This is a genomic window from Brucella sp. TWI559, assembly GCF_039674265.1.
Classification (GTDB): domain Bacteria; phylum Pseudomonadota; class Alphaproteobacteria; order Rhizobiales; family Rhizobiaceae; genus Brucella; species Brucella chromiisoli.
This window is the reverse complement of the sequence record NZ_JBDJNE010000002.1, coordinates 205828-218037: the sequence shown is the minus strand read 5'-3', so window position 1 is coordinate 218037 and position 12210 is coordinate 205828. Positions and strand designations below refer to the sequence as shown.

The following is a 12210-nucleotide window of genomic DNA, read 5'->3' as shown; positions in this document are numbered from 1 at the left end:
GAGAAGAACTGCGAAAAAGAAGTCGTGTTTCAGGATGAAATTTTTCATCGGAAAGCCTCACGACATGCCAAGAGCATCCATGTAGAGTTGAAGCATTGCTTCCTCTTCATGGCGCTCATGGTCTTCTTTTTTGCGCAGGCGAATGATTGTTCGGACGGTCTTGCTGTCGAAGCCGGAACCTTTCAGTTCGCCGTAAACTTCCTTAATGTCGTCAGCGACCGTCTTCTTTTCGTCCTCAAGGCGCTCAATGCGCTCGATAAACGCGCGCAGCTGTCCGACAGCAATCACATTGGAAGAAACTTCTTCGGCTTTACCGACCTTCGATTTCTTCGGACCCCGTATGTGACCGGCGATGTCTTCCGCTGCAGTTGTAAAATCACTCAAAGGAATTTCGGGCGTACTCGGCCCACCCGGAATGCTGATGCTAACGGTCGGCTCATCAGCTTTTGCTTTCGCCTTTGCTTTTGCCTTTGGCTTCTCGACAGGCTTTGCGCTCCATGGATCATAATCAGACATGCTCAACTGCCTTTCCTGAGCGCAAAGTCGAACCCGCCTCGATGACGAGTCGGGCGATACGATCAACTTTTTCGGGCTTGTGAGAGAAGTGCTCGACGATACGGCGTGACCGATCATTGCCAAATCGGCTGATAGGGTGACGCCAGCGCATCACCCACCGGCCATTTGACCACGTGATGTACTTGAGAACCTGCGAAGTCTTCATTCCGACACCATGCGCAGGCCTGAAAACTCGCGCGCCTCCACCCCGGCAAGCCGCCCATCGATATCAGCGTGAATTTTTGCAATCTGACGGGAGAGTTTGCGTAGCTGCTGCGCTTCCGATGGCGTTATCACCCCATCAGCCTTGGCCCGGACGGTTTCGACCATCATGTTTCCGGCCAGTTCGACAAGATCGGCATTGAGTGCAGACAGGCAAGCCTCAACAGAGTTACCCGCAGCCGTACCGCCAATATCCAATCCCAGAAACTCGACCATAATGCCGGTTACGATCGGGCGACCAACATAACCTTCAAGTGCCATGACAACCGGCGTCGGCATAGTGTCACGATCGACACCGCCATACCAACGCCCGACCTGGCTCTTTGATATAGCGAACTTGTCAACCACGCGGCGGCTACCACCATAAGCGTCGATAAGGTCGGTCTGGGCAGCTAAAACGCGCATACGCCAGCGTTCGGTAAATTCACGAGGTTCGTTGTCAGCCATATCGTGCAGTCCTCAAGACAAAAGCTTTCCCGCGCCGGGAAAACCCGGCGTCGTTTCCCGTGGCGGGAAGGTCAAAAATTTGAGAGTTTCAAACCGTTCTGATTATGGAGGCATCAATGCAGAAGAAGGTGACACAAAGCGACAAGCACGCCGCAGCCGGAAGGAGCGACGCGCTTGCCATCCACCATGGTGCATGACCTCATGTAACTGTGAAAAAACTGGAGAATAAGCACCATGGTAGAAGAGCTTGTTTCGTGGACTCAGGCCGGGTGGGCTTCGTTTGTGGTCGCAACGCAAACAGCAGCCGCTTGGCCGAAATCCCCAGCTACCTTCCTGCTTCCCATATCTGGCCTCATCGCGTTTGCGTGGGCATGGAAGGACCGGAAAAACCGTGCGCGAGCTGAATCGACTTATGCGGAATGGAAAATATGCGAGAAACCAGATGATAACGGCTGGCTTGCCACGCAAATCAGCATAACCAACCGTTGGGACGAGCGCCTTTATGCGCATAATATCCGAATATCTGGCGTTAAAGTAGCAAGATTGTCTCATATTGCTCCCTCTTCGGTTACTGAAGAGGATGAAACCTTAACGGTTAAATGGATTTTTCTTGCAGCACAGCAAACACCTCCAAGCGGCTGCTCAGGCGAGACATTACTGTATATAAAATGGCCCGGCCTTGCACAATCGGGCCGCGCTCCATCCGGCACCGGACCCGATAATCTGGAATCAATAAGCTCCACAATCGCCAAATTGTGGCTGACCATAGACCTGACAACATCCAGAAACCGAAGCATACGATGCATCGACAAACACAAAATAACCAGCATTATAGAACAGGCGACAATTGCCAGAGATGCAAAGACTAGGAGGTAAGATAATGCGCCTCCACTCATCACGCGCCCTCCCCGGAAACGGATGCAGGGGCGCAGCCAATGCCCATAGACTGCGCCCCCGCCTCACCCGATGGGGGATAATCGGGCGAATGGGATACATGAGATGGGCGAACAATTTCAGAGGGCCAGTCGACACCTGTCGGCCAGTTATCGGAAAACCAACTTATTGCCGCTTCAAATCGCCCAGTTGTAAGATCACCGCCATTTGAAATGCGGGTAAGCACCTTACCATCTGCGAACACAAGCGTTGACACACGCGAAATGCTCAAGCCTCTCGCTGCAGCGTAACGGTCGGATAATTTTAGAAGCAACAATTTCAACATGCGCAACAGATGAGATATTTTTACCGCACTGTCAACGGTATTTATATCGCTAATCGTTTTGCAATAGTGAGGTTAAATTACCCCACATGATGACCAACATAGCTCAGCGCGTACAATTGCGGCTTAAAAAACTAGATCTATCAATGAGGAAAGCCTCGCTTGAGGCTGGCCTAAGTGACGCATTTATCAGAAATATAATCTCTGGAAAATCCGAATCCCCGCGAGGGATAAATCTATCGAAGCTTGCCCATACATTACAGACAACCGAATCATGGCTGTTGACGGGAGAAGGACCGGAAGATGTCGAATCCCCAGAAAACCTGCATTTATCTGAAGAAGACAAGGACTTCATAGCTCTTTGGAAAGATGCTTCTGACGAAGATCGTCAAGTAATTCTCGCGCTCCTGCGATCCCGACGCGCCTTAAAAGATCAATAAATTCTTTCTGCTCAATCGGCGTCATCACCCTCCACTCGATCGGTAATTCTTCTTTCATGACACTCACACCCCGCACCCTGTCGAGATGTCAGGATGCTTTAATCGATGGGAACATTTCAAGAACATAATTTACTAATGGTTAACTTAAATCACCAAACATCCGAGTCGCGTGCGTAACTATCTGATGTTTATACGTTTTAAATAATGCGGTATTTTTATCTTATTTTTTATTGACGCGGTATTTTTATCGCGGTATTTCTCTCCCTACCCCGCCTGAAACCGGCTGCGCTGGATCGGGTTTTGAGTAGAAAGCGCAGCTGGTTCTCCGGGGTTAAGCGGAGAGACCAATGTCAAACATTATTTTCATGGCAAGACTGACGGATCAGGGCGACTTTGCTGCCGTCCGCCGCGCAGAACAACTGCTTGAACAGCACGGCTTTTCAGTTGGAACGACCCAACGTGGATCATCACGCGGCATCATGTTCGGCGCTTACGATATCCAGAAATGGCGAAACCTGAATGAAGCGGATCGTGCAGCTTTGCACGGCATTGTTGACGGCGACCGCTCAAGCGATGCCCAGATTGAAATATGGGATCCAGCACCACTGGAAGCTGTTGCAGCTCTTGCAGACGCCCTTGAGGGTCAACCAAATACCATTCTTACGAAGCGACCTACCCTCACATTTATGGAGGAGGCGACGCAATGACCGCTAATTCAACGCTTCCAAATCTGTTTCCATTGCGCTTTTCTGTCTTCGATTTTTTGCTTACGTTCACTCAGCTTGCTAAAAGTGTAGCCCTCGGAAGAGAACCAAAACTCGACAAGCCAGCGCCACAAAGGAATGTAAAGCCGTTCGTCACGTTCACCTTCGGTAGCATTGAGGGCGTCATTGTAGGCTTTCGCATCTACCGTGCGCATCGTGGGCGGCTCATCGCCGGTTATGCGGATCATGGCCGAGTACCACTTTGCCAAGTCCTCGTCGGACGGCTGAAGTGCTACATCCATGTCGGCCAGCAAGTTGTAATAATCCCGCTGCAATTGCTGATGCAGGCTGGCGTTACCCCCAAAATTGAACGCCAGCTGTGCCGCACCAATCCCCGCGACGGCTATTCCGACAACGTATGGCGGAATATTCCATTTTACGAGTGCATCCGCGATAGACGCTGCACCGAGCAATACCACAAGAAAATTAAACCATCGATTCCATTTCTCAAAATGGCGGCGCATGGCCGTGTGGTAAAGCGCGTTGCGCAATACGTTAAAGCGGACATTCTCGAAGTTCATATTGGCAGTTACTTTCCGGGTTTAGGGGCACTTGGCCTTGGTGCCGGTTGGCGTGGACCAACTCCGGCACCGACACCGCCCTGGTTTGATGGGGCTGGAGCCGGTTGGCGTGGCCCAAGGCTTCTTTTTACATCGACAGACATTCTCATTGTCCTTTCGTGCTGTTCTCATGAGAGGGCGATAGGTGCCGGTTCAGACGCGAAAACGAATCGGCACCGCCATTACAATCGTCGGTCAGCGACGAAGTCTAGCGCCGCACTGTCAGCAGCGTGCAACCTCCCCATAAATCACAACCTTTCCGATCATTTGAGCGCAGGAGCATCGCGCCATGCATGACGACATCGATTTAAAAACTGTAGTTGATAGCGGTTTCAACCTGCCCTCCGCCTTCAAATCGCACAGTCGCAAACATGATCACCTGATCGCAATCGCCTCGCTCATAGCCAGCGTGTGCGTAGCAGCCACTTTGGGTGCACAGATCGTGGGGTTGATATGAGCAATCTTCGCAAAGTCGTTTTTACCAAAGCAGAAATGGCACCTGCAGAAGCTGGACCTGCGCCAATGCTTCAATGGGTGGAAATTGAACAGCTTGTCATTGATGATGATTATCAGCGCCCTCTTTCGTCCCACAACTGGAAAAATATTCGACAGATCGCAGATAGTTTCAGGTGGTCACGTTTCTCACCTGTTCTTTGCGCACCGGTAGAAGGTGGCTTGTTTGCTATTATTGACGGCCAGCACAGAGCGCATGCTGCAGCAATACGTGGCTACAAATCAGTGCCATGCCAGATCGTGCAGATGTCGCCAGTGGAACAAGCGGCAAGCTTCGCAGCCGTGAATGGTAACATCACAAAAGTTACCGCGCTAAATCTATTGAAAGCAGCTCTTGCGGCTGGCGAACCGTGGGCTGTCGAATGCGACGCTATCGCCAAAGAAGGCGGCTGCCGGCTGATGCTTTCAACACCTTCCAGCAAGGACAGAAAGCCAGGCCAAATCTATGCTGCCCGTATGTTCCGCAAGCTGGTCGAAACCCGCCCACGGGAAGCCCTCATCAAAGCGCTCGCCATCCTCATGCAAGCCGAAGGCTATCGCGATAACGCCGACATCTGGGACGGCGGTATTTTGGAAGCAACGCTTTTGGCGATGACTGAGTTTCCTGAATATCTGGATCGCGACGACTTTGTCAGCTTCCTTGAAATTTATGAAGTATGGGAAGCTATTGACGGCATCGAGGACGAAAACAAGCGTCGCATTGGAAATGGCCAGCCCAAGATTTCACGCAAGGAAGGCATCCGGATTGATCTGCTTAAATCAATCACAGAAGCCATGGGAGAAGATGCACCATGAGCAATTCCAGCTACGAAACCACATGGCTACCCGCAGAATGGATGGATGAATGCATTCCCGCTACTTTGCGTCATCCGACCGACTTCATTCACAAGGGCGAAGATGGTTCATTTATCGTCACACCGAAGAACGGTAAAGATGACCACACTCCTGAAGTGGGCACCGAAGAACAAGAACGTTTATTGATTAAACTCAGCATTGGCGACATCGTGCATTTCCGGCCAAACGAGCAGTACGGCACATTTCCGCTGTGGATCAGCAAGAATAAGACCAATCACGTTGAGGGCTATTTTCCAGCCAAAGCTAACACATTCTATCTGCCTGAAACCGAAACTATCGGTGACAGCGTTGAGGACGCCATACGGCAGAGCGTCGAATTTAACGGCCCTTTATCACCCGGCGAATACGAGATCGACATCTATTGGTGGGGCGATGAAATAGCCTATCGGTTTGATGTCATGCCTGATGGAACCCCCCACTTTGTTAAAATGGGAGCAATTCAATGACCGACCGTCCCATTCTTTTCAGCGCGCCAATGGTGCGTGCGCTTCTTGAAGGCCGCAAGACGCAGACCCGCCGCATTGTGAAGCCTCAACCGGCAGGCAGGATTGATCCTTTAGTTAGCTTCAATCATGGTAGAATGGAAATCGCATTCGGACCCGACATGCGCGATAAAGATGGCCGGCCGAAATGGTGGCGACCACTTGCACAAGCGGGAGATCGACTTTGGGTGCGAGAGGCTTACTATCTCACAGACGACGGGGATTATCCATCGGCGGTTTATGCTGCTGACGCCGAATCCGTTCATTTGCATCTCGCAAGCATCGAACAATTGCGCGTATGTCATCCGAATATTGATTGGAGCAAACATGCCCGGCTACGACCTTCAATCCACATGCCTCGCTGGGCTTCACGTATTACATTGGACGTGATCGACGTTCGCGTTGAGCGATTAAAAGACATTACAGAAGTTGATGCTATTGCTGAAGGTGTGGTGAAAATACGCGACGCCTGTCACGTTATCCGTGGCTTTGATTATGACCTGTCGGGCCTTTGCCATACCTCCGCAACCACGCCGTTCCTCAAACTTTGGAACCACATCAATGGTGCGGACACATGGGAGACTAACCCATGGGTTGCTGCTTACACTTTCAACGTCATCAACCGAAATATCGATCAGCTTGAGGTGGCGCCATGAGCTTAGAATATATTCAGAGCCACTATCGAGTACCGGCGATCGAAGGCGCGCGCGTAAAATACACAGGCGGACGCAAGCCGAGGCTTGGAACAATCATTGGTGCGGACGGCGCATATTTGTTGATTAAATTAGACGGCCTGAAAACTGGACAACGATATCACCCGACATGGGAGATCACCTATCTGAATTCAGTCGCTCCAACAAGCGAACCCACAGGAGGGAAACGTGGCTAGGCGTCCTCCTGTCACAATTGAACGGCTTGAGGTCTACCTGAATTTCCTTGGTGGACTAATGGTCGATCACAGCCCCGAATTTGATAACCTGCTTCCAATCTACGAAAGACTGGAACAGGAGATCGAAGATCGGCGAAAATCAGTAGATAAAATGTCGCTGATCCGGGAACGCGTCAGACAATCGCGGGATCAAACGGGAGCTGCAGTTTCTGCATCTCCGTCAAACGCCACTCCATAGAGCCGCCCTCCCCATAATCAGGGCGGTCTATCGTATGCCCCATTAATATCCGGCGCAGCTCGTGATCCAGTCCGGCATTTTTCATCCGATCCTCAAAAGCATGGCGTAGCGAATAGATTGTGTGATTCTCAGTCGGGAACAGCTCATTGTCCCGAAAATACTTGTTTAGCGTATTTGATAGAACGGTTTCTTTGTCCTTGTAGCGGGGAAACCCATTCGGGTGTTTCTGCAAAGCTTCCAGAGCCACGCCGATCAACGGCACAGACCTGATTGACGAAGTCGTTTTGATCTCACGCGGATCGTCCGGATCTTCACGCGGCTCGATGTTGATGTGCGGGATATTGCTCTTGAGGCATATCGTGCTTGCTGACAAATTCGCGATCTCACCCATACGTGCCCCGGTTTCGATCAGAACCAAAAGAATGCCACGAGCCTCATCGTTCAAACCGGCCAGCGATCCGGGCTTGAGGATCTTATCGGTGATCCAGGAGACAGGAAACGGTGGGCGCTTGCGCTTTTTGCGCTCGCTGAAACTCAGCCCCTCAAACGGGTTCTTCCTCTCTTTGTCGCCCATATAGGCAAAATAAGACGAATAGAGCGTGCGCAGATTTCCCATGTCTCGATTGCCGCTGGAGGCTGAATGCGTTCCACGGCCTTCTTTTGGAGCGATACGCACCATCCACGTGCCATAGAATTTGTTCGCATCGTCCTTAGTTATATCAACGAGCGCCTTGTCCCCGATTGCCTCAATGAAATTTTTGAAGGAACGCTTTTTCTTGTCGATCCATCGCTTGCGCTGATCGGCACTTTTGCCGGTCAACTCGTGGGGTACGATCTCATCCAGATAGATTTTCTCAGCTTGCGAGACCGTAGCCGTTGGCTGATCGACACTTCCGAGAACGGCTGTGACTGAATTTTTATCGGTCCGCGATGTCAGGATCGCCTCAAAACGATCCGCCAGCGCGTGGATAGACTCACGCGCAAGCAAGGAGGCCGGCTTATACGTGAACCCAAATGCCTCAGCACGCTTTACGGCTGCGCTATACTGCAGCTTTGCCTTATCGCCGTCGAATCCGAGAATAAGCGACGCCCAGTAATCGTTGTCGGCAGCTTCATAGATGTCGCGCTTGGCGCGAGCTGTGGCGAGGTCATCCGTTTTAAGGGATATCCGAATATGTTCACCTCGCGTATCGAATGCAGCAACTTCGCGCGGGACACGACGCTTATAAAAATAATTTCCGTTGCGCTGCTGCAGGTGCCTGTCAGGCCGTTTATCTTCGCGTTTGCGTGACATTAAAGACGTTCCCCAAGGGTGCGCGTGGCGCAAAATGTGGAGCGAAATGTGGCACAATTACTGAGCGAAGCACAATAGTCAATTTTTGCATTGGCATTTTATGCAGCAATATCAATCACTTAGGGAAAACTAGATGGTACGGACGGGTGGATTCGAACCACCGACCTCAGGAGCCACAATCCTGCGCTCTAACCAACTGAGCTACGACCGCGTACCTAAATCTCAACGAACTCACTTACGGCGTCCGCTGACAGGGGGTCACATACGGAGAATCGATCCATATTGCAAGTCATTAAAATGATCTTTGTTGAAGAAATCCCCGTTTGTTAACGCAAACGCCCCAATCGTTAAAATTGGATGCATTCTGGTTACCATGTTTTATGCATGCTTGTGCACAAAGCTCGTAAATGAGCTGACACTTAAAATTACCACGCCTCTATTAACTAATGGAACAGAAAGTCAGGTCCATATCGAACGGGAATGTAGACCCGAACCCGCAAGCAGCTTATTAACATATAATTAAAGAGCACTTTGGGTGGTCGGAAGAACAGGTAAAGGACCGGTATGTCAGGATCATACCCCTTCATCAATATTGCTGCGCTGGATCAAATCCGCGAAGGCTTTATAAAAGGCGATGCGCAGCTCGTGCTGACGCACGACCTGTCGACTGTTCTGTGGATCAATGGCCCCGGCGCCAAGCTATTCGGTTTTGAGCATATCGAAGACATTATCGGCGGCGAGCTTGAACTACCCGTCGCAACCCGTCGCCAGATCGCAGGCTCCAGCAGCCCTAAAGACGGCGAACCGCATATTGTTGCAGTGCGCCTTAGCTCAGGCATGCGTTCCGAACTCACCCGTCTTCAGGTTTCACAACTGACAATGCCAGATGGTGTAAAAGCCACGCTGCTCACAGTCGAAAACCACAATGCTTCGCCCGAAACGATTATTTCTGGCATCAGTGATGAAGAAACCCATGTCGCCCTCATTGAGGGAGACGCGAAAATCATCGCCGCAAGCCCAGGTTTTTCTGCGCTGGATATTTCTGTCTCAACCCTTGAAGACCTTATCATTGAAGCAGGCGACGCCAGCGACCGTGTCGTGAAGCGCCGCATTCGTGCGGGCAAACACTCGGTACCCGGTGCGATTGCCCGGCTTTCCGATCATCCTGCCCTGCATCTGGTATGCATCGTCGGGGAAGCGGTTGCCAAAACAAGCGATAAACAGAGAGCTCCAACAGCCGATGCCGCTGTGGAAAAGAAAGTAGAGCCCAAAAGCTTCGCATTCGATGAAAAAGGCGCGCCTGCCCGGTTCATCTGGAAAACAGATGCAGCAGGTTCATTTACCGAGGTTTCGCCGGAGCTTGGCGTCATCATTGGGCCGAATGCGGCAGACGTCATTGGCAGACGCTTTTCGGAGGTAGCAAAGGTTTTCGGCTTTGATACGGATGGCAGCATCGCGTCACTGCTGCAAAAGCGAGACACGTGGTCCGGCAAGAAACTGCTCTGGCCTGTTGAAGGAACGCAGCTGCGTGTACCGGTAGAGCTTGCAGCCCTGCCCGTATATTCGCGCGACCGCGAATTCATTGGCTTCCGTGGGTTTGGCCTTGTGCGCCCGGAAGATGCGGAAGAGGATCCAGAGGCAATCGGTCTGGTACTTGCTGGTGGCGTTCCGCAGAAACGGGACGCCGCGCCGACGATACAGGATATGCTGAACGCGGATGATGAAGGCGATATATTGGCGCTTTCAGAGGAAGTTGCCAATGATGATCGAATCGGAGCCGGGCATCCGCCCCCTGCCTCGCCAACGTTGCCATTTGAGCTGACTCCGAACGCGGGGCGCCGCGAGTCAGATAAGATCATTGAGCTGCTCAATGCTGCCGCACGCGGAAAAGTGGAAGCGGATCAGGCAAAGCACAGCAAAAACAAGGAACAGCGCCCAGAAGGCGGGCTGACTGCTACGGAACGCAGCGCATTTCGCGAGATTGCAGATCGTTTGCGCAAGCAGGGACTGGCCAATTCCAGGCAAGACGGCGAGCAGCCTGCGGCGGAGCATTCAGCGGTTGTAGCGCTTGTGTCTGAAAACCCCAAACCAGCGGACGAGACGCAGCATGCCGCCAAGACCGAACAGAAGCATGCTTCCGACGAAACAACGCTTCTCGCCAATCTGCCTATCCCGGTCATCATTCATTCCGGCGACGAAATTCATTATGTTAATCAGGCACTTCTTGACCTGACAGGCTATGCAACGCTGCAAGACATTCATCATGCCGGTGGTGTGGAAGCTTTGTTCAACAGCGACAACGAAGATGGCGGAAATTCCCAGGGCATGGTTCTGCGACGTGCGGATGGCAGCGAACAGCCCGTAGAGGCTCATCTCAACGCCATTGGCTGGCGTGATGGTCGTGCGCTCATGCTGAGCCTGATGCCTGTGGCTCCTACACTTGCAGAGGTGACCGGGCCAGCAGAAACGCCAAGCGCCGATCTCGCTGAGAAGCAAGCGCTTCAAGCCAATGTGGAAGAACTCAAGATCATCCTCGACACCGCCACTGACGGCGTTGTGCTCATTGAGCCGGAAGGCCGCATTCGTTCGATGAACCATTCAGCGGCTGCGCTTTTTGGTTATGATCATAAAGATACAGAAGGCAAATTCTTCTCAATGCTTTTTGCCATTGAAAGCCAGCGTGCTGCGATGGATTATCTGCACGGGCTTTCTGACAACGGTGTTCTCAGTGTGCTCAATGACGGCCGCGAAGTGATCGGCAGGGAAGCGCAAGGCGGCTTTATTCCGCTGTATATGACCATCGGCAAACTACCGCACACAAGCGGTTACTGCGCCGTTCTTCGTGACATCACACAATGGAAGCGCACTGAAGAAGAACTGACCAAAGCACGCAAGGAAGCCGAGCGTGCATCCAGCCAGAAGACCGAGTTTCTGGCCCGTATCAGCCACGAAATCCGCACGCCGCTCAATGCGATCATCGGTTTTTCGGAGCTGATGGCGGATGAGAAATTCGGACCTGTCGGCAATGACCGCTATCGCGATTATCTGCGGGATATCAATCGTTCCGGCAACCATGTGCTGGCGCTGGTCAATGATCTGCTCGATATATCCAAGATCGAAGCGGGTGGTCTGGATATGCAGTTTGAAGCGGTTTCGCTCAATGACGCGATTGGCGAGGCCATCGCGTTGATGCAGCCGCAGGCCAATCGTGAGCGCGTGATTATCCGCTCGAGCTTCCAGTCGAACCTGCCGGATATTGTCGCAGACGCACGCTCGATCAAACAGGTCGCGCTCAACCTGCTTTCCAACGCAGTTCGCTTCACATCAACCGGCGGACAGGTCATCGTCTCAACAAATTACGAATTGAACGGCGATGTCGTTATGCGCGTGCGCGATACAGGCGTTGGCATGACAAAAGCGGAAGTTCAGCAGGCACTCAAACCTTTCCGTCAGGTCAATGCCATGCAACGCAGGCAGGCAGAAAATGCGAAGGACTGGCGCAACGAAGGCACAGGCCTCGGACTGCCGCTGACAAAGGCGATGGTTGAGGCCAATCGCGCACAATTTGCAATCGATTCGACACCGGGTCAGGGCACAGTTGTCGAAATCATCTTTCCGCCAACACGCGTTCTGGCAGATTAAATCCCTAAATCTATGATTCCAGCTTTCAAAAATCATTACCGGTTTTTGCATTGATGAACTAACCATATGTTGGAATCAGCATAGGTGGCTATG

14 protein-coding genes, 1 tRNA gene and 1 pseudogene are annotated in these 12210 nt (G+C 51.9%); 8 read left to right on the top strand and 8 right to left on the bottom strand.

The genetic code is table 11. The annotated features are described in order from the left end of the window. Positions 1–57: 57 nt before the first annotated feature. The 3 genes from ABE530_RS05100 to ABE530_RS05090 all read right to left on the bottom strand — a co-directional run bounded on the left by ABE530_RS05100 (position 58) and on the right by ABE530_RS05090 (position 1224). Positions 58–288 carry a DUF2312 domain-containing protein gene (locus tag ABE530_RS05100; protein ID WP_499693910.1) on the bottom strand — a complete coding sequence of 77 codons (231 nt, stop codon included), beginning with the start codon at positions 286–288 and terminating at the stop codon, positions 58–60. Positions 289–508: 220 nt separating this feature from the next. After that, positions 509–721, bottom strand: coding sequence for a hypothetical protein (locus ABE530_RS05095; protein WP_499693810.1), 213 nt, complete (start codon positions 719–721; stop codon positions 509–511). Further along, positions 718–1224 (bottom strand): hypothetical protein, encoded by a 507-nt coding sequence (locus ABE530_RS05090; protein ID WP_499693809.1) that lies wholly within the window; start codon positions 1222–1224, stop codon positions 718–720. Before ABE530_RS05090 ends, ABE530_RS05095 begins: the two co-directional genes overlap by 4 nt. 234 nt (positions 1225–1458) lie before the next feature. Between ABE530_RS05090 and ABE530_RS05085 the strand changes: the two genes are divergently transcribed. Next, complete coding sequence (locus ABE530_RS05085; protein WP_499693808.1) at positions 1459–2100, top strand: hypothetical protein; 642 nt, start codon at positions 1459–1461, stop codon at positions 2098–2100. A 19-nt stretch (positions 2101–2119) separates the two neighbouring features. Here ABE530_RS05085 and ABE530_RS05080 read toward each other — a convergent pair whose 3' ends face one another. After that, a complete protein-coding gene (locus tag ABE530_RS05080; protein ID WP_499693807.1) occupies positions 2120–2389 on the bottom strand; it encodes a hypothetical protein in 270 nt (89 codons plus the stop codon). Positions 2390–2529: 140 nt separating this feature from the next. Between ABE530_RS05080 and ABE530_RS05075 the strand changes: the two are divergent. Next, positions 2530–2709 (top strand): annotated as a pseudogene (locus tag ABE530_RS05075) (helix-turn-helix domain-containing protein); the annotation flags it as partial. 82 nt (positions 2710–2791) lie between these two features. Here the strand turns inward: ABE530_RS05075 and ABE530_RS05070 are convergent. Then, positions 2792–2938 carry a hypothetical protein gene (locus tag ABE530_RS05070; protein WP_499693912.1) on the bottom strand — a complete coding sequence of 49 codons (147 nt, stop codon included), beginning with the start codon at positions 2936–2938 and terminating at the stop codon, positions 2792–2794. A 289-nt stretch (positions 2939–3227) separates the two neighbouring features. Here ABE530_RS05070 and ABE530_RS05065 point away from each other — a divergent pair, with 289 nt between their 5' ends. Beyond that, positions 3228–3587 (top strand): hypothetical protein, encoded by a 360-nt coding sequence (locus tag ABE530_RS05065; RefSeq protein WP_499693806.1) that lies wholly within the window; start codon positions 3228–3230, stop codon positions 3585–3587. An 8-nt stretch (positions 3588–3595) separates the two neighbouring features. Here ABE530_RS05065 and ABE530_RS05060 read toward each other — a convergent pair whose 3' ends face one another. Next, positions 3596–4165 carry a hypothetical protein gene (locus ABE530_RS05060; RefSeq protein ID WP_499693805.1) on the bottom strand — a complete coding sequence of 190 codons (570 nt, stop codon included), beginning with the start codon at positions 4163–4165 and terminating at the stop codon, positions 3596–3598. Positions 4166–4493: 328 nt separating this feature from the next. Between ABE530_RS05060 and ABE530_RS05055 the strand changes: the two genes are divergently transcribed. Genes ABE530_RS05055 through ABE530_RS05040 form a run of 4 tightly spaced genes read left to right on the top strand, consistent with a single transcriptional unit; the run spans position 4494 to position 6710 of the window. Then, on the top strand, positions 4494–4661 hold the full coding sequence (locus ABE530_RS05055; protein ID WP_499693804.1) for a hypothetical protein: 168 nt from the start codon (positions 4494–4496) through the stop codon (positions 4659–4661). Then, on the top strand, positions 4658–5512 hold the full coding sequence (locus tag ABE530_RS05050; protein WP_499693803.1) for a ParB N-terminal domain-containing protein: 855 nt from the start codon (positions 4658–4660) through the stop codon (positions 5510–5512). The genes ABE530_RS05055 and ABE530_RS05050 overlap by 4 nt, the downstream gene beginning before the upstream one ends. Continuing rightward, entirely contained in the window at positions 5509–6018 is a 510-nt protein-coding gene (locus ABE530_RS05045; protein ID WP_499693802.1) for a hypothetical protein, read from the top strand. The genes ABE530_RS05050 and ABE530_RS05045 overlap by 4 nt, the downstream gene beginning before the upstream one ends. Beyond that, a complete protein-coding gene (locus ABE530_RS05040; RefSeq protein ID WP_499693801.1) occupies positions 6015–6710 on the top strand; it encodes a hypothetical protein in 696 nt (231 codons plus the stop codon). Before ABE530_RS05045 ends, ABE530_RS05040 begins: the two co-directional genes overlap by 4 nt. Positions 6711–7116: 406 nt before the next feature. Here ABE530_RS05040 and ABE530_RS05035 read toward each other — a convergent pair whose 3' ends face one another. Both ABE530_RS05035 and ABE530_RS05030 read right to left on the bottom strand, forming a co-directional pair. Then, positions 7117–8475, bottom strand: a complete 1359-nt coding sequence (locus ABE530_RS05035; protein WP_499693800.1) for a DUF6538 domain-containing protein — start codon at positions 8473–8475, stop codon at positions 7117–7119. Between the two features lie 134 nt (positions 8476–8609). Next, positions 8610–8686: transfer RNA gene (locus ABE530_RS05030), tRNA-His, on the bottom strand. A gap of 353 nt (positions 8687–9039) precedes the next feature. Between ABE530_RS05030 and ABE530_RS05025 the strand changes: the two genes are divergently transcribed. Then, a complete protein-coding gene (locus tag ABE530_RS05025; RefSeq protein WP_499693799.1) occupies positions 9040–12117 on the top strand; it encodes a PAS domain S-box protein in 3078 nt (1025 codons plus the stop codon). The last annotated feature ends 93 nt before the right edge of the window (positions 12118–12210 follow it).

What these genes read in the sequence shown, in the direction of transcription:
- ABE530_RS05095 (WP_499693810.1), bottom strand. Translation starts at nt 721, where the DNA reads ATGAAGACTTCGCAGGTTCTCAAGTACATCACGTGGTCAAATGGCCGG.
- ABE530_RS05090 (WP_499693809.1), bottom strand. Translation starts at nt 1,224, where the DNA reads ATGGCTGACAACGAACCTCGTGAATTTACCGAACGCTGGCGTATGCGC.
- ABE530_RS05085 (WP_499693808.1), top strand. Translation starts at nt 1,459, where the DNA reads ATGGTAGAAGAGCTTGTTTCGTGGACTCAGGCCGGGTGGGCTTCGTTT.
- ABE530_RS05070 (WP_499693912.1), bottom strand. Translation starts at nt 2,938, where the DNA reads ATGAAAGAAGAATTACCGATCGAGTGGAGGGTGATGACGCCGATTGAG.
- ABE530_RS05065 (WP_499693806.1), top strand. Translation starts at nt 3,228, where the DNA reads ATGTCAAACATTATTTTCATGGCAAGACTGACGGATCAGGGCGACTTT.
- ABE530_RS05060 (WP_499693805.1), bottom strand. Translation starts at nt 4,165, where the DNA reads ATGAACTTCGAGAATGTCCGCTTTAACGTATTGCGCAACGCGCTTTAC.
- ABE530_RS05055 (WP_499693804.1), top strand. Translation starts at nt 4,494, where the DNA reads ATGCATGACGACATCGATTTAAAAACTGTAGTTGATAGCGGTTTCAAC.
- ABE530_RS05050 (WP_499693803.1), top strand. Translation starts at nt 4,658, where the DNA reads ATGAGCAATCTTCGCAAAGTCGTTTTTACCAAAGCAGAAATGGCACCT.
- ABE530_RS05045 (WP_499693802.1), top strand. Translation starts at nt 5,509, where the DNA reads ATGAGCAATTCCAGCTACGAAACCACATGGCTACCCGCAGAATGGATG.
- ABE530_RS05040 (WP_499693801.1), top strand. Translation starts at nt 6,015, where the DNA reads ATGACCGACCGTCCCATTCTTTTCAGCGCGCCAATGGTGCGTGCGCTT.
- ABE530_RS05035 (WP_499693800.1), bottom strand. Translation starts at nt 8,475, where the DNA reads ATGTCACGCAAACGCGAAGATAAACGGCCTGACAGGCACCTGCAGCAG.
- ABE530_RS05025 (WP_499693799.1), top strand. Translation starts at nt 9,040, where the DNA reads ATGTCAGGATCATACCCCTTCATCAATATTGCTGCGCTGGATCAAATC.